This window comes from Paenibacillus sp. FSL E2-0190, from assembly GCF_037992965.1.
Classification (GTDB): Bacteria; Bacillota; Bacilli; order Paenibacillales; family Paenibacillaceae; genus Paenibacillus_AQ; species Paenibacillus_AQ odorifer.
In genome coordinates this window covers 5,053,730-5,073,979 of the sequence record NZ_CP150306.1, presented here as the reverse complement: position 1 = coordinate 5,073,979, position 20,250 = coordinate 5,053,730, and the positions used below count along the sequence as shown (strand labels likewise).

Below are 20,250 nucleotides of genomic sequence, written 5' to 3'. Positions count from 1 at the left end.
GTTAGGAATGGATAAGGTTATCTATGAACGGGATGCATTTTGTATGAAGGGGAGTGAGAAAGATGTCTGAAATGCAGCTGGCAGAAGTAGCTCCTAGACAGAGGAAATCAAAGATTAGGACAGCGAAAACCAGAAATCCTAAGCTATTCATAGCGGTATGCACGATTCCAACGCTCCTGTTGACCCTCGTATTTATGATTATTCCAACCTTTCGGGCATTTTTTATGTCTTTTACGGATGCTACCGGGATGAGTGATGAGAACAAGTTTATCTTTTTGGATAACTATAAATATATGTTTCAGGATGAGATGTTCCTCAAAGCTCTGAGCAATACATTTAAACTGATGCTGGTCGTGCCAGTGATTACGTTGATTTTTGGGCTGGTGCTTGCTTTTCTATTAACGCAGACGAAGCTGAAGGAAAGAGGATTTTACCGAACCGTATTTTTCTTTCCTAGTATCATCTCATTGACGGTAGTCGGAATTATCTGGTCCTTTGTGTTTCATCCCAACATGGGCATTTTGAATAATATTCTGGGGAGCATCGGATTAGATCAACTGAGCAGACCCTGGCTTGGAGATAGCCGAACAGCATTGTGGTGTGTAGCCGTTACACTGATCTGGCAAGCGGTTGGTTACTATATGGTCATGTATATCGCTGCGATTGATGGGATTTCTGCGGATGTGTTTGAATCGGCGACTATTGATGGTGCGGGATATTTCCGGAAGCTTACCAGTATTACGATCCCTCTGCTAAAAGATATTATTGGCATTACGTTTGTGTTGTCTCTGGCTGGTACGATCAATTTAAGTTTTATAGTTGTAACTGTAATGACTGGTGGTGGTCCGGCAGGTGGAACTACTGTTTTACTCCACTACATGTACACGCAGGCCTTCCAGAATGCGAACTTTGGTTATGCCATGGCTATAGCTATATTTACGCTGGTGTTCGCCTTTGTGCTTTCTTTTCTGTCCAGACTACTTACAAATCGAGCAGAAGGGTAGGGGAGAAGGATGACAAGCAATCAACAGAGTCTTCTAAAAATGAATATTGCTAACTGGATCACGCGGCTGTTTCTGATTGTAGCCACCATTGTTTTGTTATATCCGTTTATATGGAATCTCTTAGCCTCATTTAAAAGCAATACAGAATTTCTGACCGACCCCTTCTCCTTTCCACAAGCCCTACACTTCGATAACTATGTACGTGCTTTTCAGAAATCCAAGATGGGGAGTTATTTCCTGAACTCTATCTTTCTTGTGGTGTTATCCACGGCGATTTTAGTTATTTTTGTGGTTCCTATGGCTTATGTCTTAACGAGATTTAAGTTTTGGGGCTCCAAACTAATCCTTAACCTTTATATGGCCTGTATTTTTCTGCAAGCCTCCTATATTATGGTTCCTTTATTTCTGCAGGTGAATTCGTTCGGGATGTTAGACAATCGCGGGATGCTCAGTTTAATCTATGCTGTTCTGCAGTTTCCCTTTGCCATCTTTGTATTAAGTGGATTTCTGAAGTCCGTCCCTAGAGATTATGAAGAGGCCGCTAAGATTGACGGTTGTGGCAACACAGGAGTGCTCGTCAGAATTGTTGCGCCGCTTGCTAAACCGGGCATTGTGACGGTCTGTATGCTGGCAGCGATGGGCTTTTGGAATGAGTATCCGCTGGCATTGGTCTTAATTCAAAGTGATAGCAAAAAAACATTGCCAGTAGGTTTAGCCAATCTTTTTGAGGTACAACGTTATGCTACTGATTGGAGTGCACTTTTTGCCGCGCTGATCCTAGTGTTGATTCCAACGATTCTTTTATATGTGATAGGACAAAAGCAATTGCTCCAAGGAATAAGCGCAGGCGGAATTAAGGGCTGAACAACAAAGATATGGAGGGAAGTTACGTGGACAAAGGAAGATTTACACTGCCTGGTGAAACAGGGATGGAAGAGGTCATAGCCGATCTCGTCGAAAGATGGGGTGTAGATGCCGTACGTGACAGTGATGGCACGAATCTATCGCAGGACATTCTCGATATGGGTCTGCAAATTTATTCAACGCTTTGTCTTGTCCGTGAGGACAATGAGTGGGCGAAGCAGCATCCGCAATATAGACAGCAGATTTATCTGATGTCTGCTCCAGTAATAGTAACTTCAAAGGTGAAGACCATCGATATTATGGCTGATTATTTTGCCGAGCAATTTATTCCTAACACAGATGTGGATATAAAAAAATATTGGCAGGTTGTAAACCGGACTACAGGAGAAGTATTACCTTCTGAATGTTGGAGTTACGCAGAGGGAATTGTCACACTTGAACAGGCGGTACAATTTCACAAGTATACGGTCAGTTTCTTGGCCTACCAGAAATGGGAGCCGGTCTCCATGTACAACCACATCACGAATGATTGGGATGAGGAGCATCGTTTACCGTTGGATATTCGTTATCCCGAGGCTCAAGAGCATGTTTTGAAGGTGCTGGAGGATTGGCTGAAGAAACATCCCAAGACTGATATCGTACGTTTTACGACCTTCTTTTATAATTTTGATTTGATTTTTAACAAGGAAGGTAAGGAGAAACAGGTGAATTGGTTTGGCTATCTGAGTTGTGTAAGTCCACTTGCGTTAGAGCAATTCGAACAAGCTTATGGGTACCGATTGACTGCAGAAGATTTTGTGGATGAGGGGCGATATAACACACCATTTAAGAACCCGACCCAAAGATATATGGACTGGATGGACTTCAATCAGAAATTCATCGCAGGTTATGCTAAACAATGTGTAGAAATGGTGCATGATTTCGGGAAGAAAGCGATTATGTTTTTTGGGGATCACTGGGCTGGTACAGAGCCTTATGGAAAATATTTTCCGGAGATCGGGCTCGACGCAGTGGTAGGGGCAGCAGGAGATGGCGTTACAACCCGTATGATTGCGGATATACCTATTAAGGATACCGAGGCACGTTTCTATCCTTATTTCTTTCCTGATGTCTTTTTTGAAGGGGGAGACCCTGTCGGAGAGTCCATGCCGATCTGGATCAAATGCCGGCGTGCGCTCATGCGTAAACCAGTTGGCAGGATGGGGTATGGCGGATATTTAAGTCTAGCGCATCAATTTCCGGATTTTATAGATCATGTGACAGAGATTGCGACGCAGTTCAAAGGGATTCATGCCAATGCAGAAGGGACACAGCCTTTTAAAGCTCCTTTTAAAGTGGCGGTTCTGAATACTTGGGGCTCCCTTCGAAGCTGGCAGACACATCAAGTGGCTCATTCATTATGGAATCAAAGATGTTACTCCTACATAGGGGCATTAGAGTCATTGGCGGGCTTGCCGTTCGACATTGAGTTTATAAGCTTTGATGACATCAGGTTAAGTGGGATTGATCCTAGTATCGGTGTGATTATTAACGCGGGTGATGTACACACCTCTTGGAGCGGTGGAGATCAATGGAGCGATCCGCAAGTTGTGGCAACACTTCGTGAGTGGGTGGAGCACGGGGGCGGTTTTATTGGGATTGGTGATCCATCAGCTTATGAACATCAAGGGGTTCTTTTTCAACTAGCGGATATTCTGGGTGTTCAGAAGGAAATCGGATTTACAGCAAGCATCAATAAGCCCAAGGTAACGCCTGTGCAGGGTCATTTCATAACGGAAGATCTGGAAGGTGAGATTAATTATGGTGAAGGGATGACCATGATTTATCAAGCGGAGGCCGGAGCAGAAATATTGGACGTGCACCAAGGCAGCTGCAATCTTGCCGTGAACTCATTTGGTCAGGGGCGGGGCGTTTATATCGCGGGGCTTCCCTATAGTATTCAGAATACCAGACTACTCAGCCGAGCGATCTTTTGGGCCGCACATCAAGAGGAGCAATTGTATTCATGGTTCTCAGTGAATCCGAATGTTGAATGTCACGCGTATCCTGAGACGGGTCGATATTGTGCCGTAAATAACACTTCCGAGATCCAAAAGACGACGATCCTGATGGATAACGCCGTGATCCAAGAAATAGAGTTGGGTGGGATGGAAAGTGTGTGGTTTCAATTTGAGATCACACATTAAGAGTCAGCCGTAACTACGGCGAATAATTAGACTTCCGGCTGCTGTTATCTCCAACTTTCCTGAATTGTACTGCTTCGATAGAGTGATTGGGGAATTTCTCCCTGAAATTCCGGGATATTTGGTCATCAGACTAATAATCAGGGAAAACCTCCCCAAAGTTTAGCTGATTCGTTAGCAATTATAGTTATTCCTCTTATTATTAGGGAGGAATTCCCTGATTTCGTTCATTTAGAGCGAATATTGGCTGTTTTCAGGGAGTTTTTCCCTAATTAGTTTTAGAGCCGTCCCCGCATACTGCATTAACGCAGAAAACACGAACGTTCGCCGCCCCGCATATTGCACATCTCACCGTACAATGTATATTGTTTATCGGCCCCCACAGGTATCACACAAAGCAGATGACCCATCACCCTCAATGTTTTGGGAGTTTTTCTTACTTGGATTGAGATATCTTGAGTTTTCCGTATCTAGAGTATCCGGGACATTTTGCGATAAGCCCGCGGAGAAATCCCCTCATTTGCGGTAAATACCCTGCTGAAATAATGGATATCAGGATAACCAACCTTATCCCCGACCTGTTCAATCGGCCAATCCGTTTCACGCAGCAGCTTGCGTGCTTCTCGATGCCGGATGGAACGGAGATATTCACCAGGAGGCATGCCAGCTACCTCACGAAATAACTTGGAGAAATGGTCTTCATGCATATTCATGGCACCAGCCATGGATTTATTGCTCCAGCGGTCTGCTAGCTTTGAATCCATCTCATCGATTAAAGCTCTGATCCGCCCGGTATGAACGGAAGATTTAGCTGCATTCCGGGAGCTTTGTGTTCGGAGCAGCGAGGTTAGAACGCCGAGCAGTAACCCCCGACAGACCCATTCATAACCGGCAGGCCGCATCGTAAATTCATGCACGAGCTGTTCCATCGCATGGATACATTCGGGTGGCGGGGTATAAATGGGCTCCTGTGACAATGGCATAAAAGGAGCGGTCACAGCTTCCAAGGCAAACTTCTCGTCCATAACCTCCTCCTCATTGACCAGCATGTCTTCATCGCTTGTAATAATCGATTCCCCAAAAAAATCAAAATGGATCCCAATGAGTTTGGTTTCCGAATCTGAGACAATCGCATTTTGATGATATACCCCGGAAGAAAGAAATATCAGTTGTCCTGAATTCAGGATATATTCCTCCGTATCCATCTTTGTTGATAATTTCCCCTGGCGAACGTATAGCAGCTCGAAATCATACAATCTTCTTCTTGGAAAGAGGCAAGGTGAGAGGGTTTGGAATTGTGCGTAGTGAATGCCAGGTGACCACTCCCGGGAGGGGACCTGTTTTCTCAGGGGATAACGGGGTTCTTTTTCAGCCACGAATAAACCTCCCATACAGTATAAAATGAATTTTTAAATAGACCGGAATCGTGCAACAAATCTCTTGTTCACCTAAATAAATTCAACTTACAATCTATTATAATATAAATAAATCAAGGATATAAGCGCACTTAGGGAAAAATCTTAAAAAACGGAAAATAACAAATTTGAGGAGGATTCAGATGAAAAAGGGAATAAACATTTGGTCGTTTCGCGAAGGTACGGAGATCGAAGAATGTGCACGTCTGGCTAAAGCGGCAGGTTTCGACGGAATTGAGTTATCTTTGAATGAATCGGGTGAACTTGGCCTGCAAACCACTGAGAAAGAAGCTATTAAGATCAAAAATTCCATTCAGGAGATGGGGTTAGAAATTGCAGGACTGGCGACAGGACTATATTGGTCATATGCCATGACAAGTGAATCCGCGGCGAACCGGACGAAGGCTATCGATGTATGTAAAAAACAATTGGAGCTGGCAGCAACACTTGGCGTAGATACGATTCTTGTCATTCCTGGTGCGGTTGGTGTGGATTTTATTGAGGGCTGTGAAATAGTCGATTATGAAAAAGCTTATGATCGAGCCTTGAAGGCGATCAGTGATCTGGCTCAGGATGCAAAAATGGCGGGTGTTTCTATTGGGATTGAAAATGTGTGGAATAAATTCCTGCTGTCTCCGCTCGAATTACGTTCTTTTATAGATGCTGTAGGCTCCAATTACGTAGGTTCCTATCTGGATGTAGGGAATATCGTTCATTCTGGTTATCCAGAGCAGTGGATACGGATTCTAGGCCATAGAATCAAGAAGGTGCATTTCAAAGATTACCGCCGGGCAGCCGGAGGACTTCATGGATTTGTTGATCTACTTGCTGGGGATGTGGATTATCCTGCTGTTATGGAAGCACTGCAAGAGATCGGCTACAGCAATTATGTTACTGGAGAAATGATACCGCCATATACGCATTATTCGGAGCAAATCATTTTTAATACTTCTGCAGCGATGGATGCTATTTTAGGACGCACTAGTTACTAAGTTTAAGAGAGGTGAAGGCTGTGCTCAGAGTGGGGCTGGTGGGTTTTGGATTTATGGGCCGAATGAACTTTGATCAGTATGTTCAATTGCAGGAAGACGGCCATCCGATTTCTCTGGTTGCCATTTGTGACCCGCAGATTAAAGTCCTTAAACATACTAAATCCGCGGGGAATATGAACACAGCCCACGAGGTATATGATTTATCCCCTTACAGCCTTTATGAGAATTTGGAGCATATGCTCGAAAAAGAAGAACTAGATGCTATTAGCCTTGCAGTACCTACGTACTTGCATGCTGAAATGACTTGTTCGCTGCTGGAACGAGGGTATCATGTGTTCTGTGAAAAGCCGATGGCGAGACATTCCGCAGAAGCTTGGAAGATGGTAGCGGCGGCGCAAAGCAGCGGAAAAAAATTGCTGATTGGTCATTGTCTTCGCTTCTGGCCGGGATATGAATATTTGAAGGGGGTTATAGCTAGCGGTGAGTTCGGTGAAGTGACAGAGGCTTATTTTTACCGGGGTTCCGGTGCTCCTAAAGGGTGGTTGGTCAATGATGAGCTAAGTGGCGGCTGTATGCTGGATATGCATGTACACGATACGGACATCATCCATCACTTGTTTGGGAAACCGGATAAAGTATCAACGCTTGGGCGGAAGGTTTTACCGGGAAGTGGCTATGATATCGTCTCCACTCATTATTTTTATCAGGATGGAAAAGTGGTCAATGCCCAAGCGGACTGGACACTGGAAGGCGACTTTGGTTTTTACATGGGCTATCGGATTAATTTTGAACGGGGAAATGTAGTCTTCGATGGCGCGAAAGTTAAGGTGAATCCAAATCGTCAACCGGGGTTCATTGCGAAGCTTTCTTCGCATACCGGATATTACAGAGAGTTGGTATATTTCTTGAAAATCATCCAGAACGATGAGCCAGTGACCCTATGTATGCCCGAAAGTGCTGCCCAGTCCATAGAAATCATTGAGGCTGAAATCCAATCGGCTGATCAGGAAGGGGCCTGGATACGGATACGTTAAGTACCATACTTTTAGTAAAGGAGACTTCACGATGTTGAAAATAGGCTTGATCGGCTTTGGATTTATGGGCCGGATGCATTTTGATAATTATGTGCGCTTAACGAAAGAGGGGCAGCCCATTGCCCTTAAAGCCATCTGTGATTTGCGAATTGAGGAATTAAAGGATGGAAAAGCAGCCGGGAATATGAGCACTGCCCAGGAAGTCTATGATTTGTCAGCTTACAATCTATACGATGATCTGGAGAAAATGATAGCCAGTGAGGAACTGGATATGATCGACATTGCGGTTCCTACTTATCTGCATGCGGAAATGACTTGTTCGCTGCTGGAGCGTGGATATCATGTTTTTTGTGAGAAACCGATGGCCAGAACTTCCGTACAAGCGCTGGAAATGGTGGAAACGGCAGCCCGCTGTGGGAAAAAACTGATGATCGGACATTGTCTCCGTTTTTGGCCGGGGTATGAGTATTTAAAAGAAGTGATAGAGAGCGGGCAGTTCGGTCAGGTCACGGAAGGGTATTTTTACAGGGGATCTGGTGCTCCTAAGGATTGGTTTCTTGATGAGACACTAAGCGGTGGAGGCATTATGGATATGCATATTCACGATACGGATATGATTAACTACCTGTTCGGCAGGCCGGATAAAGTATCATCCTTAGGACGTAATGTCCTTCCGGGAAGCGGATATGATATCGCATCGACTCACTATTTTTATAAGGATGCAAAAGTAATTAATGCTCAGGTGGATTGGACGCTGGAAGGTGACTTTGGTTTTTACATGGGTTACCGGGTTAATTTTGAACGTGGAAATATAGTGTTTGATGGCAGCGAGGTCAAGGTCAATCCGAATGACGGGGCAGGCTATTTAGCGGAACTTTCACCGGATGTTGGCTACTATAGAGAGCTTGTATATTTTCTGAATGTTATTATCCAGGATAAGCCTATCATTATTTGTACGCCAGAGAGTACAGCGGAGTCTCTAAGAATCGTGGAAGCAGAAATGAAGTCAGCGGATGCTGAAGGCGAATGGATTGTGCTAGATTAGTTGTGTGTAGAGTGAATAAGGACGTGAGCTGGAAGAGGATCATTCACAATGACCTTTTTCCAGTTCACGTCCTTTTGTCATCGCTGAAATTTGGTGTTGTCTCTTGCATAATGGGATATTGATCCGTCATATCTTCTCAGCCGTACTTGTTCGTCAGAGAACAGTTCAACAATTCCTGAAGCAACCTCTGAATACATTCCATCAGGATCAAGCTGTAGCGCAGAAATATAGGTTTGGGATAAGGCAGCTATAAAAAAATCAATATTTTTCACTAATGTTTGTGGCATGTTATTCCCTCCGGTGACATCTTGTACATGATGATATATTAAACCATAGGAGTTATTTTACCATGATTTATCGTTGAGTTTTAGGAAGAATTCTTTGGTAAAAGTCGAAAATATGAGAAATTTGGTTGAAATTGTATTTAAGATCGTCTTTAATGAAACGAAGAGGGTAATTTTACCACTCTAAATAAATTAAGGGGATTACATAATGAAAGACTATGAAGTGCTGGAAATTAACAAAAAGAGTTTTTTTAAAACAACTATCTATTTTATGATCATTCCTACATTGCTATTGTTTATAGTAGGTCTAGGGATGGTGGTGGTCGGGCTTATCATTAAAGAGACGTTTATTGTTGTTATGGGTATCCCTTATTTGATTATGCCGGTTATTTTGATACTCATTTATGGATTGGTGGGTATGCTGGTAGCGCTGGTATATAACAAGCTGGCGAAGAGATTCGGAGGACTAGAACTGAAAATAGTGGAGAAAACCCCTCCGGTTGAAGCAAACTATTTACCATAACCCGAAGTTATTAAAGGGCAGGTATTGCGATGATTTCGCTACCTGTCCTTTTTTATTTTAATTTGAAAAGAAACCGGGGAATGGATATGATTTGGATAATGAAAGGATGATTGCCAGATGACAGAACCGACACAAAGAGCCAAGGAGCTGTACATTCAGTTTTTGGGTCATTTTTTAAATATGCATAAAGCAGGAGTACTTAAGGAGTACAAGAGTTTTGAAATTCCAAGAGAAGTGGAGCTGGAATGGCTGCAGGAATGGGCTATGGAGCACGTCAAGCAGTTGTCGATACGGGACCGGGATGCGATTACGATACTGGAATCCATCTCGCGGAATTATCAGGATAGCTGGATTGTGGAAAAAGTGGCTTCTTTTGCTTCGCGGAATATTATGAGCGCAGATAGTTTGGTTAGACTGATTTATGCGGAAAAAATGCTTGGAATCATTCGTTCTCATAACCAAGTGATCACAAAAGAACTGTTATTTCAAGGCTGTAAGGTTGCTGTGCAAATTCTCGAGGATGTAATCTCACAGCCGCTGGTCATTGATCCTGGACACGAACTTAAAGAACATAACCTTAAAGATAAGCGCGCGTTAAACAGTCGAGCCCAACAAGGGATTGAAGAGGTAAAGGTACTTATTAATTCTTAGCTGCCAAAGTTGACATACTGTTGTCAAATTGGCTGTGCTACGATTTCCTGACAGAATCAAGTCTGCTGATCTAAAGAAGAAAATGAGGGATTATCGAATGGCTGAACCTTTAAAAGCAATGTACAATGAACAATTTCTGCGTGAGTTCGGCGAAAAGATTCGTGGCGTACATAATGTCTTCGAGACTGAGGCATTTGTAAGCTCAGCCATGACTGAACCGTGGGAAACGCTTGAGCTGAAGGCTAGAATGCGGCGGATCACCGAGACGTTGGGCAGCCACTTAAAGCTTCCTTATGAGGAAGCGCTGGCTATTCTATTCGCCATTGCTGAAGATTGTGTAGGATTTCCTTATTTGATTTTTCCGGATTTCGTTGAGGTATATGGCCAAGGAGACGAACATTGGGAGTTGTCTATGCAGGCGCTGGAAAGTTTCACAGCGAAATCATCGGCTGAATTTGCAGTTAGGCCGTTTCTCTTACGGGAACCAGAGCGGATGATGGCTCAAATGCAGATATGGGCGAAGCACCCTGATGAGCATGTACGTAGGCTGGCTAGTGAGGGCTGTCGGCCTCGTCTGCCTTGGGGACAGGCGCTCCCCATGTTCAAGCTTGACCCAGCGCCGGTATTACCTGTACTTGAGCAGCTTAAGGCGGATACATCCCTGTATGTGCGTAAAAGTGTCGCTAATCATTTGAATGATATTGCAAAGGATCATCCGGAAGTGGTGCTCGGTACCGCTCGGCGCTGGAAGGGTACACATCCCGATACAGACTGGATTGTGCGGCACGGCTGCCGTTCTTTGATTCGTAAAGCTGAGCCAGAGATTATGGCTTTATTCGGATACGCAGAGCAGACGGACGAAGCTGCTCCACTTATAACGAGTGCCTTCATTCTATTGGAACCTTCAATCCTGACCATTGGCGAAAGCTCCGAATTACAGTATAAGCTTCAAGTTCGTGAGGGAGCTCCGGCACGGATTCGGATTGAATACGGAATCTATTTCGTGAAAGCGGCAGGTCGAACCTCCCGTAAATCTTTTTTGTTATCGGATAAGACCGTACCTGGAGGTACAATTCTATCAGGTAAACGGACACATCGTTGGGCTGATTTAACAACTCGGCGTCATTATCCAGGAGAGCACCGGATTGTGCTGCTGGTAAATGGGCGAGAAGTGGCGGAAGTGGCGTTAGAACTTAAAGGGAGTGCTAATATATGAAAAAAGAAGTTTTGATGTTTCTATCCAATGGCTACGCTGATTGGGAAAGCGGATATATTAGTGCCGAACTAAATAAGCAGGAAAGTGAATATAAAGTAAGAACAGTTGCTCTAACTAGCGACAATGTCAAATCTATGGGTGGATTTACTGTTGTACCTGACTATACTTTAGACAGTTTACCTGCTCAGTATGAAATGTTGATTTTAATCGGGGGCACAGGCTGGAAAGATAATTCAGCTATTACTCCAGTGATTGAAAAATGTCTGCAGGAGAGTGTGCCTATAGCCGCTATATGTGACGCTACAACTTTTTTGGCTGAACATGGCTATTTAGACAACATACCGCATACCGGAAATTCATTGGATTATTTAAAACAAAATGCTCCTAATTATAAAGGAGAAGCAAATTATATAGAAAAACAGGCAGTTTCGAGTGAATATATTATTACAGCTAATGGCACAGCTTCTTTAGAATTTGCAAGGGAAGTTATGAAGAAGTTAGAGGGTTTCCCAATCGAAACCGTCGAGGGATGGTACAACTTTTTCAAAGATGGTTTTTATCAAGAATAAGGGTGTATATAAAAAAGGTGATCTCAAGTCTTAACGACTTGAGATCACCTTTTTGAGGTTGAAGTTTATTTTTTCACTTCTGTAACACCAGTTACTTTTCCTTGATCGGATGAATTAAAGGTGGATTTATATTGATCGTTTGCGAAGTAGACATTGCCTTCAACGGTTGCGTTCACCAGGGTAAATCCATCCGCTTCTACGTATACATCTCCAATAAAAGTGCCGCCTTGGATGCGGGCGTTTTTACTCTTGATGGTCAATTTTGGAGCAGTCAGTTTAAAGGAGTTGGTGATGTTGTGATCCGCATCTTGTGTGTATAGAGCAATTTTTCTGGCGGGTTCCTCTTTATTCATGAATTCTCCATCCACCACGAGATCTTCGGTGAAGGTTAAGTCTTTAAGTGTAGCAGCAATCCAGGTTCCTTCTGGACTGATGGCGCGTTTGAAGGCTTCTTCATTATCTACTACGGAAGCTGAGGTTACAGCATCTGTGGTGTTATTTTGATTATTAGCCGTGCCTGTATTATTAGTGGTTCCCGCATTATTCGTGTTCTCAGGAGTGCTTGTTGCAGTAGCATTATTGGCATTGTTTGTTGCATTTCCACATCCGACCATTAACACAAAAGCAAATACCGCAGCAACACTTACTATCTTTCTCATCTGTATAACCTCCCTAAGTAATTGTACTGATATCCTTCGAGCTTACTATAGAGTGATTAGTTAGTAATTTACCAATCAATCTACAAATGGTAATATAGGCCTGGACATCTCTGGCGTATAGTATGACCTGAAAAATGTGATTTATCCGATGAATTCACGAGCAATATGGATTACAATAAGTACAGGCAGTAGAAAAGGAGCATTATCCATGGCCAAACAGAAATATTATGTAGTCTGGGAAGGTAAACAACCGGGAGTCTATAGCACTTGGGCAGAATGCCAGGCACAGACAGATCATTATACCGGTGCAAAATATAAATCCTATGAATCTAAAGCAGCAGCTGATGCGGCATATAAAGCGGGCTGGAAGGGGAATTGGGGAACAGGGGCAGCTGGAGCAGCAAAGTCTAAGGGGACTAGTTCTTTTAAACGCAGTGCTACAGTAGAGACCTCTGAGGAGATTGATTACAACAGTATTTCAGTAGATGTGGGGACTCGTGGTAATCCGGGGCCTGTTGAATATAAGGGTGTAGATACACAAACGGGAGATATCATTTTCTCCTGTGGTCCGATCAAAAAGGGCACTAATAATTTAGGCGAATTTTTAGCGATTGTTCATGCCTTGGCGTTGTTGAAGAAAGAGGGAAGCGATAAAACGGTCTACAGTGATTCAGTAAATGCAATGAAGTGGGTGAAGCAGAAGAAGGTGGCAACAACCTTGCCGCGCGATTCTTCAACAGAGGAAATTTGGGTGCTTATTGATCGGGCAGAGCGTTGGTTGCAAACCAATACATATGACAATAAGGTGCTCAAGTGGCAGACCAAAGAGTGGGGCGAGATCAAAGCGGATTATGGTCGGAAATAAAAAAGCTATATCGCTATGGTTTCGGTTAAAGGAGGAGTTTGGGGATGTTTGGCAACGATTGGGATGAGGTATTGCAGGATGAAATGCAAAAGCCCTATTTTCTAAAATTAATGGACGCACTAACACAAGAATATAAGGAACATACCGTTTATCCGCCCAAAGAATTATTGTTCACAGCATTGAAATTAACGCCTTATAAGGAGACCCGTGTAGTTATTTTAGGTCAAGATCCTTATCATGGTCCCGGACAAGCGCACGGACTAAGCTTCTCTGTCAATCCGGGGGTACGTATCCCTCCGTCACTGCGCAATATTTATGCAGAGCTGAAAGAGGACGTCGGTGTGCCTGTTCCGAACCACGGCTCTTTACTGCACTTAGCAGAGCAGGGAGTGTTGTTGCTGAACACCGTGCTGACGGTACGTGAGGGTGAGGCTGGTTCGCATAAAGGTCTGGGCTGGGAGACATTCACAGACACTATTATGCAAAAGCTAAATGAAAGATCTACGCCCATGGTGTTTATATTATGGGGAAGTCATGCGCAGAAAAAAGGCGCCTTCATCGACCAAAGCCGGCATAAGGTGCTGCAATCGCCTCATCCAAGCCCACTTTCATCGCATCGTGGATTTTTTGGCAGTCGTCCGTTCTCAAAGACCAATCAATTTTTAGAGTCGCAGGGAATGGCAGGAATAGATTGGTTCATTCCGGACTTATAATTTATGGAGTGATGCGAAGGGGAGGTAGCTATGAAGCATTGGGTAGGTAAACCCGTTATAATGTACTGCGGAGAGAAACCTTATACCATTATGAAGGGAATCCTGCGCAAATGGGACCTTTCCGCATCGGTGGCGGTGATTGGCCATCAGGAAATTGCTGTGCCGTTTCGGGATATTGTTGTTATTAAGGCTCTGGCTCCAAAAGAAAGAGCGCTGCCTCCAGTTCTCCATTCCGTGGGTTATGTGATGAGGGATCGGCAGCAATTTGACAATGCAGTGTATTTTAAATCGGCGGTTAGCGTCTGGAAAGAAGATCAGCTTATTGCCTTTAATACGATTATTACCTCACATACGAAAGGTTCAGTTACTCTTCAGAACGGCCAAAACCTGATGAAGGGCAATCACATCTTTGTAGTTCGTTCTTTACGAGGGTGATTTCAGGCACCTGTAAAGAATAAAAAAGGGTACGACTCCGAGTGATTGGAGACGTACCCTTTTTTATTTTATAGATAAGCTCCGCCCGTTCACGAAGTAGATTACAACCGTTATAGCTCCTCTTTTTTGATAGGCTCAGTTTCATCTATCCGGTCTGCAATAATAATCTCATACACGCGCAGGAAAACAATTTTTATAATCATATAAACAGGGAGCGCAATAAGAACTCCGATAATACCGTAGAAGTCTCCACCTATAAGGACAAGGATGACCGTAGTCAGTGGATGAACATCCAATGATTTTCCGTAAATAATCGGTGAGAGTACATTATCCTGGATCTGCTGGGCAATGAAGATTACAACCAGGGACCATATGGCCATCGTCGGTGATTCAATGAAACCCACTATAATTACCGGAATCGCTGCTAAGAATGATCCCACATATGGAATGAAGTTAAGGGGCACTGAAATTACGGCGAGCAACAGGGAGTAAGGCAGTCCGATGATAAGGAACCCTATATATAACATAATACCGAGTACGACATTTAGCACCACGCGTGTGACGATGAAGCTGCTTAAGGCGCTGTCGATATCTCCAAACATCTCTTGCCCTTCCTTACGATATTTTCTCGGAATTAAGCCTTGAAGCTTAGGCGATAGCTTATAGTCATCTTTTAGCATGTAGTACAGAATGATGGGCAAAGTTGCGATTAACACTACAATGCTGGATACAACGCCGATCAAATTGGACATGGAATTGGTAACCCAGGTAATAGTATCGCTAAGAAATTCTGATAAACGGGCTGCGACGTCGGAATCCCCTTTGAAAAAACGCGAAAGTGTCGGATTCTCCCTCAATGCATTGAACTGATCCTGCAAACCTTGCACGAGGTAAGGAGTGTTATCAATAAAGTTCTGAATTTGTTCTTGAAGTGTCGGCCAGACTAGAATCCAGAAGAGAACGAACAAGCCGGCAATCAGAAAATAAATGAGCAGGATGGAGAACGCCCGGTTTAATTTTCTTTTCTCAAGGATTCTTACTAACGGACGCAGCAGGTAGTACATGAACCCTGATAACATCATGGGAACAAGTAATAATTTGAAAATGGCACCCAGTGGGGCGAAGAGAAACATTACTTTGGAGCCTAAGTACAAAATCAGTAAAAAGGCGATAATAGCAAGGCTTGTCCGAAAATACTTCTGTTGTGGCAATAAAAACATCCCCCAAAATTCAAATTTATGTCTATGTAGTTTAATAACCCTAATTTACAAGTATTGATTCAAAAGCGGGCAATTCCTTTTAGGTAGTTCTTGGCATACCCATATAGAGGTTCTAGTTACAAAGGTTACGCCAAGTAAAAAGTTCGCAATTTAACAAGGGGGTATAACTATTTCTCTGCTTTTTCACAGATTATCTTGACTTTCGTCTATGAGATTTTCTAGTGGATAAAGTGAAGATTTCAGGAACTACATCTTCGCCTCCGGTTTCTTTGGTAACTTGTCTTGCTTTAACAAGAGATAAAAAGGAAAAAATCTCACCTAAGGCTACAAGTCCAGCTGCGATGATCTCATAATCCTCAGCGCTAAGTTCTGCGGATTCCACTGGATTATTGTTATTGGTGGTCCCATTCTTATTAGCATTGCTGTTGCCTTTATTTCTCCCGCTGTTTCTTCCATTGGCCATTTCTGATCACCCGCTTTTCCCGGTATGTATTATTAATATGTTATAAATGCCGCATATGAGATAGGCAATTCGGATGTAATTTTGCACTGTCTCTTTTTAGCACTTTACACAGGATGAAAACGCTGTTAAAATCATAAACGAGCACAAACGATCAATAACGGTCACATATAATCAATTAACGGTCAAGAAAATTCATAGATGAGCGCAAGGAATTGCACAGGTCGCGCTGTCACATAAAGGAGCGAGCCACGATGATGTTTGAGGAAGAGAGAAAACAAAAAATCGTGCTTTTTGTGGAAAAGAACTCCAGAGCTTCTGTACAGGAGCTAAGTCAGGAAATGGGCGTATCTGAGTCTACTGTGCGCCGTGATCTGAAGGAGCTGGAAGAAGCCAAGCTATTAAAGCGTACTCATGGCGGAGCGGTTTCCCTGCAGAGCGTCAATTTTGAAGCGGCTTATCCTGATAAGGAAGACCATTTATTGGATGAGAAGCAACGGATTGCCCGTAAGGCCGTGGAGATGATTCAGGAGGGGGACGCAATACTGCTTGATGCAGGAACAACAACACTGCAGATTGCCAGAGAGCTGAAGAACTTTTCGAATATCAAAGTCATTACGAACTCGATTATGGCGCTGAATGAGCTGCGGGATTGCCGCAATATCGAAGTCTCAATTACAGGCGGTATGCTTCGCCCGGATACGATGGCTTTTGTTGGACCGATGACAGAACGTTCCTTAGATATGGTGAGAGTAGATAAAACTTTTCTTGCCACTAATGGACTGGATTTGCGGGAAGGCATCACAACTCCGAACATGTTAGAGGCAGCTACAAAACGCAAAATGATCGCAGTCGCCAAGCAAGTTATTCTACTGGCAGATCACAGTAAGCTGGGGCAGATATCCTTTAGCAAGGTTGCAGATGTGACGGAAATGGATCATTGCATTATAGATTCAGGAGCGTCTGACAAATTCATCCGTGAGATCACGCAATTGGGTGTGGATTTCACGCTGGTATAAATTTTATATAGGATAAGCAATTATGAATTACCGTGTGATCGTTTGGAGAAATTACAGATGCCGTACTTGTGATCGGTAATCTATGGCTTAGAAAACCAACATAATTGAGGGATAATCATGATCTATACTGTAACGCTTAATCCTTCCATTGATTATATCGTGGAAGTGGAAGATTTGAGACTGGGTGACTTGAACCGGATGAAACGTGATTTGAAGCTTCCGGGAGGGAAGGGAATTAACGTATCCCGAGTGCTTAATCAGCTTGGGGTTCAGAATAAGGCTATGGGATTCCTTGGAGGCTTCACCGGCCGATATATTGAGGATTGGTTACACGAAGAGTCAATTTCAAGCGATTTCGTGTTTGTTTCTGATGATACGCGGATTAATATCAAGCTCAAGCATGGAGAGGAAACGGAGATTAACGGTGTTGGACCCGTCATTCATGATCCTGAAGCCAATACACTATTGCAAAAGCTGGCTGCCCTGAACGCGGAGGATGTAGTGATTTTGTCGGGAAGCGTTCCCCCATCACTGGGTGCAGATTTCTATGACAAGCTTATAGCTGTGTGCAAACAGAGCGGAGCGGAATTCGTCATTGACACTACTGGTGCTGCACTTCAAAAAGCACTGGCGTATCAGCCATTGCTGGTTAAACCGAACCATCATGAGCTCGCAGAGCTGTTCGGCGTAACCATAGATACGAGGGAAGAGATTATTACTTATGGACGCAAGCTGCTGGATGCAGGAGCGAAAAATGTACTGGTTTCCATGGCGGGTGAAGGGGCTTTGTTCATTACGGAGCAAGAGGTATACCACGCCAACGCACCATCAGGTAAAGTGAAAAATTCTGTAGGTGCAGGAGATTCCATGATCGCTGGTTTTGTAGGGACACTGTCTTTGACAGGAGACTTGTTGGAGGCGTTCCGTGCAGGCGTTGCCTCGGGCAGTGCAACCGCATTCTCTGATGACTTAGCGGACAGAGAATTCATTGAACAGCTGAGACCGCTGATCCAAATCTCAGAAGTGTAAGCCGACAGCATTCAAAGTACTTAAGGGAGTTTGAGCATGATGAGAATAACGGATTTAATGATAAAAGAAACGATGATCATGGATCTAAAAGCTACAACTAAGGAAGCTGCAATTGATGAATTGATTGCGAGTCTTGCTGCAAGTGGCCGAATTAATGATCCGATCCTTTTTAAAGAGATGATTCTGAAGCGCGAAGAGCAGTCCAGCACTGGGATTGGCGGCGGCATTGCAATGCCGCACGCTAAGACTAAAGCGGTAAATGAAGCGACGGTTGTATTTGCTAAGAGCGCAAAGGGAGTGGAGTTTGAATCCCTTGATGATGAGCCAGCACGTATCTTCTTTATGATTGCCGCTCCAGAAGGAGCAGGCAATATGCATCTTCGTACACTGGCCTCATTGTCCAGACTACTGATCGATAGCGAGTTCATTGAACAGCTTATGAATACTCAGACTCCTGACGAGGTATCAGCTTTGTTTGATGCCAAGCAGGCGGAAGGTGAAGCTAAGGAGAAAGAGAACGAAGCCGCTGAAACTGCCGCGAAGTCAGAGCCTGAACGTGTAATCGTGGGCAACCCGGATTCCCAAGCTTTTGTCGTAGCTGTAACTGCTTGTCCTACAGGCATTGCACACACTTTTATGGCTGAAGATGCCCTTAAGAAAAAAGCTCTGGAAATGGGAGTTAATATCCGTGTAGAGACGAATGGTTCAGAAGGGGCCAAAAACGTACTTACCCCTGATGAGATTCGGCGTGCAAGCGGTGTAATTGTTGCAGCTGATAAAAAGGTGGAAATGGCCCGTTTTGACGGTAAGCCTGTACTGCAAAGACCTGTAAGTGATGGCATCCGTAAGTCGGAAGAGCTTATTCGTAAAGCTATGAATGGGGAAGCGCCGATTTATCACAATGAAGGTCGCGGTGGCAATGACGAAGGGTCTAAAGAGAAATCCGGCAGTATCGGCAGTAAAATATATAAGGACTTAATGAATGGGATCTCCCACATGCTCCCGTTTGTAGTCGGTGGCGGTATTCTGCTAGCAATCTCCTTCCTGATTGAACAAGTAGGTGGAGCAGATCATCCGCTGTTCCAGTTACTGCAGACAATTGGTGGTGGAGATGGTGCCTTCCATTTCCTAATTCCAGTCCTTGCTGGATTTATAGCGCTTAGCATTGGTGATCGTCCGGCTCTGATGCCAGGTATGGTTGGGGGTTACATGGCCTTGAATTCCAACGCTGGGTTCCTCGGCGGGCTGGCTGCTGGTTTCTTGGCGGGTTATGTAATTATCGGATTACGTAAAGTATTTGCAGGACTGCCTAAAACACTTGACGGACTGAAGCCGATCCTGTTATATCCGGTATTCGGGCTTCTAATTACCGGTGGATTGATGTATTACCTGTTCGATCCGGTCTTTAGCTGGATCAATGTAGGACTGATTGATTGGCTTAATGATCTTGGAACTGTTAATGCTGTTATTCTGGGTCTGGTTCTCGGTGGCATGATGGCCATAGATATGGGTGGACCTTTCAATAAAGCTGCTTATACTTTTGCCATCGGTGTATTCACTACCAGTGGCAATACCAACGGCTTCATGATGGCTGCTGTAATGGCGGGGGGGATGGTGCCTCCACTTGCAATAGCACTGGCTTCTACTTTCTTTAAGAATAAATTCACAGAAGAAGAACGTAAATCAGGCTTAACGAACTATGTGCTGGGCTTATCGTTCATTACGGAAGGGGCCATTCCATTCGCCGCAGCCGATCCGCTTCGTGTCCTAACCTCTTGTATTCTTGGTTCGGCCGTTGCTGGAGGTCTTACACAGCTTTGGAATATCAACGTGCCGGCTCCGCATGGCGGGATCTTTGTAGCTGCCCTTTCAAGCCACGCGCTGTTGTTCCTCTTAGCTGTTCTGATCGGTTCGGTCATCTCCGGATTGATGCTCGGATTATGGAAGAAACCGCTTGAAGCAAAGTAACTTTATAAATAAATTGAACTGCTGGGTGCCAGAATTTTCATTCTGGCACCCAGCAGTTTTTGCATGGATTTTAATCACCCACCTCCTCGCCCATAGGTAGAT

General features: G+C 44.0%; 21 protein-coding genes. 16 read left to right on the top strand and 5 right to left on the bottom strand.

The genetic code is table 11. The annotated features are described in order from the left end of the window. Positions 1-62 precede the first annotated feature (62 nt). From NST25_RS22470 to gnpA, 3 genes are read left to right on the top strand one after another with little or no spacing between them, the layout of a single operon-like run. Entirely contained in the window at positions 63-1,004 is a 942-nt protein-coding gene (locus tag NST25_RS22470; protein ID WP_244886367.1) for a sugar ABC transporter permease, read from the top strand. Positions 1,005-1,013: 9 nt separating this feature from the next. Next, a complete protein-coding gene (locus tag NST25_RS22465) occupies positions 1,014-1,868 on the top strand; it encodes a carbohydrate ABC transporter permease (RefSeq protein WP_312150139.1) in 855 nt (284 codons plus the stop codon). A gap of 26 nt (positions 1,869-1,894) precedes the next feature. Beyond that, a complete protein-coding gene (gene gnpA / locus NST25_RS22460; RefSeq protein WP_340392511.1) occupies positions 1,895-4,054 on the top strand; it encodes a 1,3-beta-galactosyl-N-acetylhexosamine phosphorylase in 2,160 nt (719 codons plus the stop codon). Positions 4,055-4,521: 467 nt separating this feature from the next. Here gnpA and NST25_RS22455 read toward each other — a convergent pair whose 3' ends face one another. After that, positions 4,522-5,427, bottom strand: a complete 906-nt coding sequence (locus NST25_RS22455; protein ID WP_076281361.1) for an AraC family transcriptional regulator — start codon at positions 5,425-5,427, stop codon at positions 4,522-4,524. Between the two features lie 182 nt (positions 5,428-5,609). Here NST25_RS22455 and NST25_RS22450 point away from each other — a divergent pair, with 182 nt between their 5' ends. The 3 genes from NST25_RS22450 to NST25_RS22440 are packed head-to-tail and all read left to right on the top strand — an operon-like array spanning position 5,610 to position 8,537. After that, a complete protein-coding gene (locus NST25_RS22450; RefSeq protein WP_076130236.1) occupies positions 5,610-6,458 on the top strand; it encodes a sugar phosphate isomerase/epimerase family protein in 849 nt (282 codons plus the stop codon). Positions 6,459-6,478: 20 nt separating this feature from the next. Next, entirely contained in the window at positions 6,479-7,492 is a 1,014-nt protein-coding gene (locus tag NST25_RS22445; RefSeq protein ID WP_340392510.1) for a Gfo/Idh/MocA family oxidoreductase, read from the top strand. Positions 7,493-7,523: 31 nt separating this feature from the next. After that, complete coding sequence (locus tag NST25_RS22440) at positions 7,524-8,537, top strand: Gfo/Idh/MocA family oxidoreductase (protein WP_340392509.1); 1,014 nt, start codon at positions 7,524-7,526, stop codon at positions 8,535-8,537. A 77-nt stretch (positions 8,538-8,614) separates the two neighbouring features. Here the strand turns inward: NST25_RS22440 and NST25_RS22435 are convergent, their stop codons facing one another. After that, the gene (locus NST25_RS22435) at positions 8,615-8,824 is read right to left on the bottom strand and encodes a hypothetical protein (protein WP_340392508.1); all 210 of its coding nucleotides are present in this window, start codon (positions 8,822-8,824) and stop codon (positions 8,615-8,617) included. Positions 8,825-9,029: 205 nt separating this feature from the next. Between NST25_RS22435 and NST25_RS22430 the strand changes: the two genes are divergently transcribed. The 4 genes from NST25_RS22430 to NST25_RS22415 all read left to right on the top strand — a co-directional run bounded on the left by NST25_RS22430 (position 9,030) and on the right by NST25_RS22415 (position 11,780). Continuing rightward, complete coding sequence (locus NST25_RS22430; protein ID WP_076130239.1) at positions 9,030-9,344, top strand: hypothetical protein; 315 nt, start codon at positions 9,030-9,032, stop codon at positions 9,342-9,344. Between the two features lie 117 nt (positions 9,345-9,461). Continuing rightward, positions 9,462-9,995, top strand: coding sequence for a hypothetical protein (locus NST25_RS22425; RefSeq protein WP_340392507.1), 534 nt, complete (start codon positions 9,462-9,464; stop codon positions 9,993-9,995). Positions 9,996-10,092: 97 nt separating this feature from the next. Then, on the top strand, positions 10,093-11,211 hold the full coding sequence (locus tag NST25_RS22420; RefSeq protein ID WP_340392506.1) for a hypothetical protein: 1,119 nt from the start codon (positions 10,093-10,095) through the stop codon (positions 11,209-11,211). After that, positions 11,208-11,780 (top strand): type 1 glutamine amidotransferase family protein, encoded by a 573-nt coding sequence (locus tag NST25_RS22415; protein WP_076184206.1) that lies wholly within the window; start codon positions 11,208-11,210, stop codon positions 11,778-11,780. The genes NST25_RS22420 and NST25_RS22415 overlap by 4 nt, the downstream gene beginning before the upstream one ends. A 65-nt stretch (positions 11,781-11,845) precedes the next feature. Here NST25_RS22415 and NST25_RS22410 read toward each other — a convergent pair whose 3' ends face one another. Beyond that, a complete protein-coding gene (locus NST25_RS22410) occupies positions 11,846-12,439 on the bottom strand; it encodes a hypothetical protein (RefSeq protein ID WP_076281367.1) in 594 nt (197 codons plus the stop codon). A 208-nt stretch (positions 12,440-12,647) separates the two neighbouring features. On the opposite strand from NST25_RS22410, the gene NST25_RS22405 reads away from it, so the two are divergent. From NST25_RS22405 to NST25_RS22395, 3 genes are read left to right on the top strand one after another with little or no spacing between them, the layout of a single operon-like run. After that, positions 12,648-13,304, top strand: coding sequence for a ribonuclease H family protein (locus tag NST25_RS22405; protein WP_076184205.1), 657 nt, complete (start codon positions 12,648-12,650; stop codon positions 13,302-13,304). Between the two features lie 44 nt (positions 13,305-13,348). Further along, positions 13,349-14,017 (top strand): uracil-DNA glycosylase, encoded by a 669-nt coding sequence (gene ung / locus NST25_RS22400; protein ID WP_076130244.1) that lies wholly within the window; start codon positions 13,349-13,351, stop codon positions 14,015-14,017. A gap of 30 nt (positions 14,018-14,047) precedes the next feature. Next, positions 14,048-14,452 carry a hypothetical protein gene (locus tag NST25_RS22395; RefSeq protein ID WP_036683006.1) on the top strand — a complete coding sequence of 135 codons (405 nt, stop codon included), beginning with the start codon at positions 14,048-14,050 and terminating at the stop codon, positions 14,450-14,452. A gap of 110 nt (positions 14,453-14,562) precedes the next feature. On the opposite strand, the gene NST25_RS22390 is transcribed toward NST25_RS22395, so the two are convergent. Both NST25_RS22390 and NST25_RS22385 read right to left on the bottom strand, forming a co-directional pair. Continuing rightward, on the bottom strand, positions 14,563-15,672 hold the full coding sequence (locus NST25_RS22390) for an AI-2E family transporter (protein WP_076130245.1): 1,110 nt from the start codon (positions 15,670-15,672) through the stop codon (positions 14,563-14,565). Between the two features lie 190 nt (positions 15,673-15,862). Beyond that, the gene (locus NST25_RS22385) at positions 15,863-16,135 is read right to left on the bottom strand and encodes a hypothetical protein (RefSeq protein ID WP_076130246.1); all 273 of its coding nucleotides are present in this window, start codon (positions 16,133-16,135) and stop codon (positions 15,863-15,865) included. A gap of 251 nt (positions 16,136-16,386) precedes the next feature. Between NST25_RS22385 and NST25_RS22380 the strand changes: the two genes are divergently transcribed. The 3 genes from NST25_RS22380 to NST25_RS22370 all read left to right on the top strand — a co-directional run bounded on the left by NST25_RS22380 (position 16,387) and on the right by NST25_RS22370 (position 20,148). After that, on the top strand, positions 16,387-17,151 hold the full coding sequence (locus NST25_RS22380) for a DeoR/GlpR family DNA-binding transcription regulator (RefSeq protein ID WP_339244350.1): 765 nt from the start codon (positions 16,387-16,389) through the stop codon (positions 17,149-17,151). Between the two features lie 117 nt (positions 17,152-17,268). Further along, on the top strand, positions 17,269-18,180 hold the full coding sequence (gene pfkB / locus NST25_RS22375) for a 1-phosphofructokinase (protein ID WP_340392505.1): 912 nt from the start codon (positions 17,269-17,271) through the stop codon (positions 18,178-18,180). Positions 18,181-18,219: 39 nt separating this feature from the next. Next, on the top strand, positions 18,220-20,148 hold the full coding sequence (locus NST25_RS22370; protein WP_076279190.1) for a fructose-specific PTS transporter subunit EIIC: 1,929 nt from the start codon (positions 18,220-18,222) through the stop codon (positions 20,146-20,148). Positions 20,149-20,250: the final 102 nt, after the last annotated feature.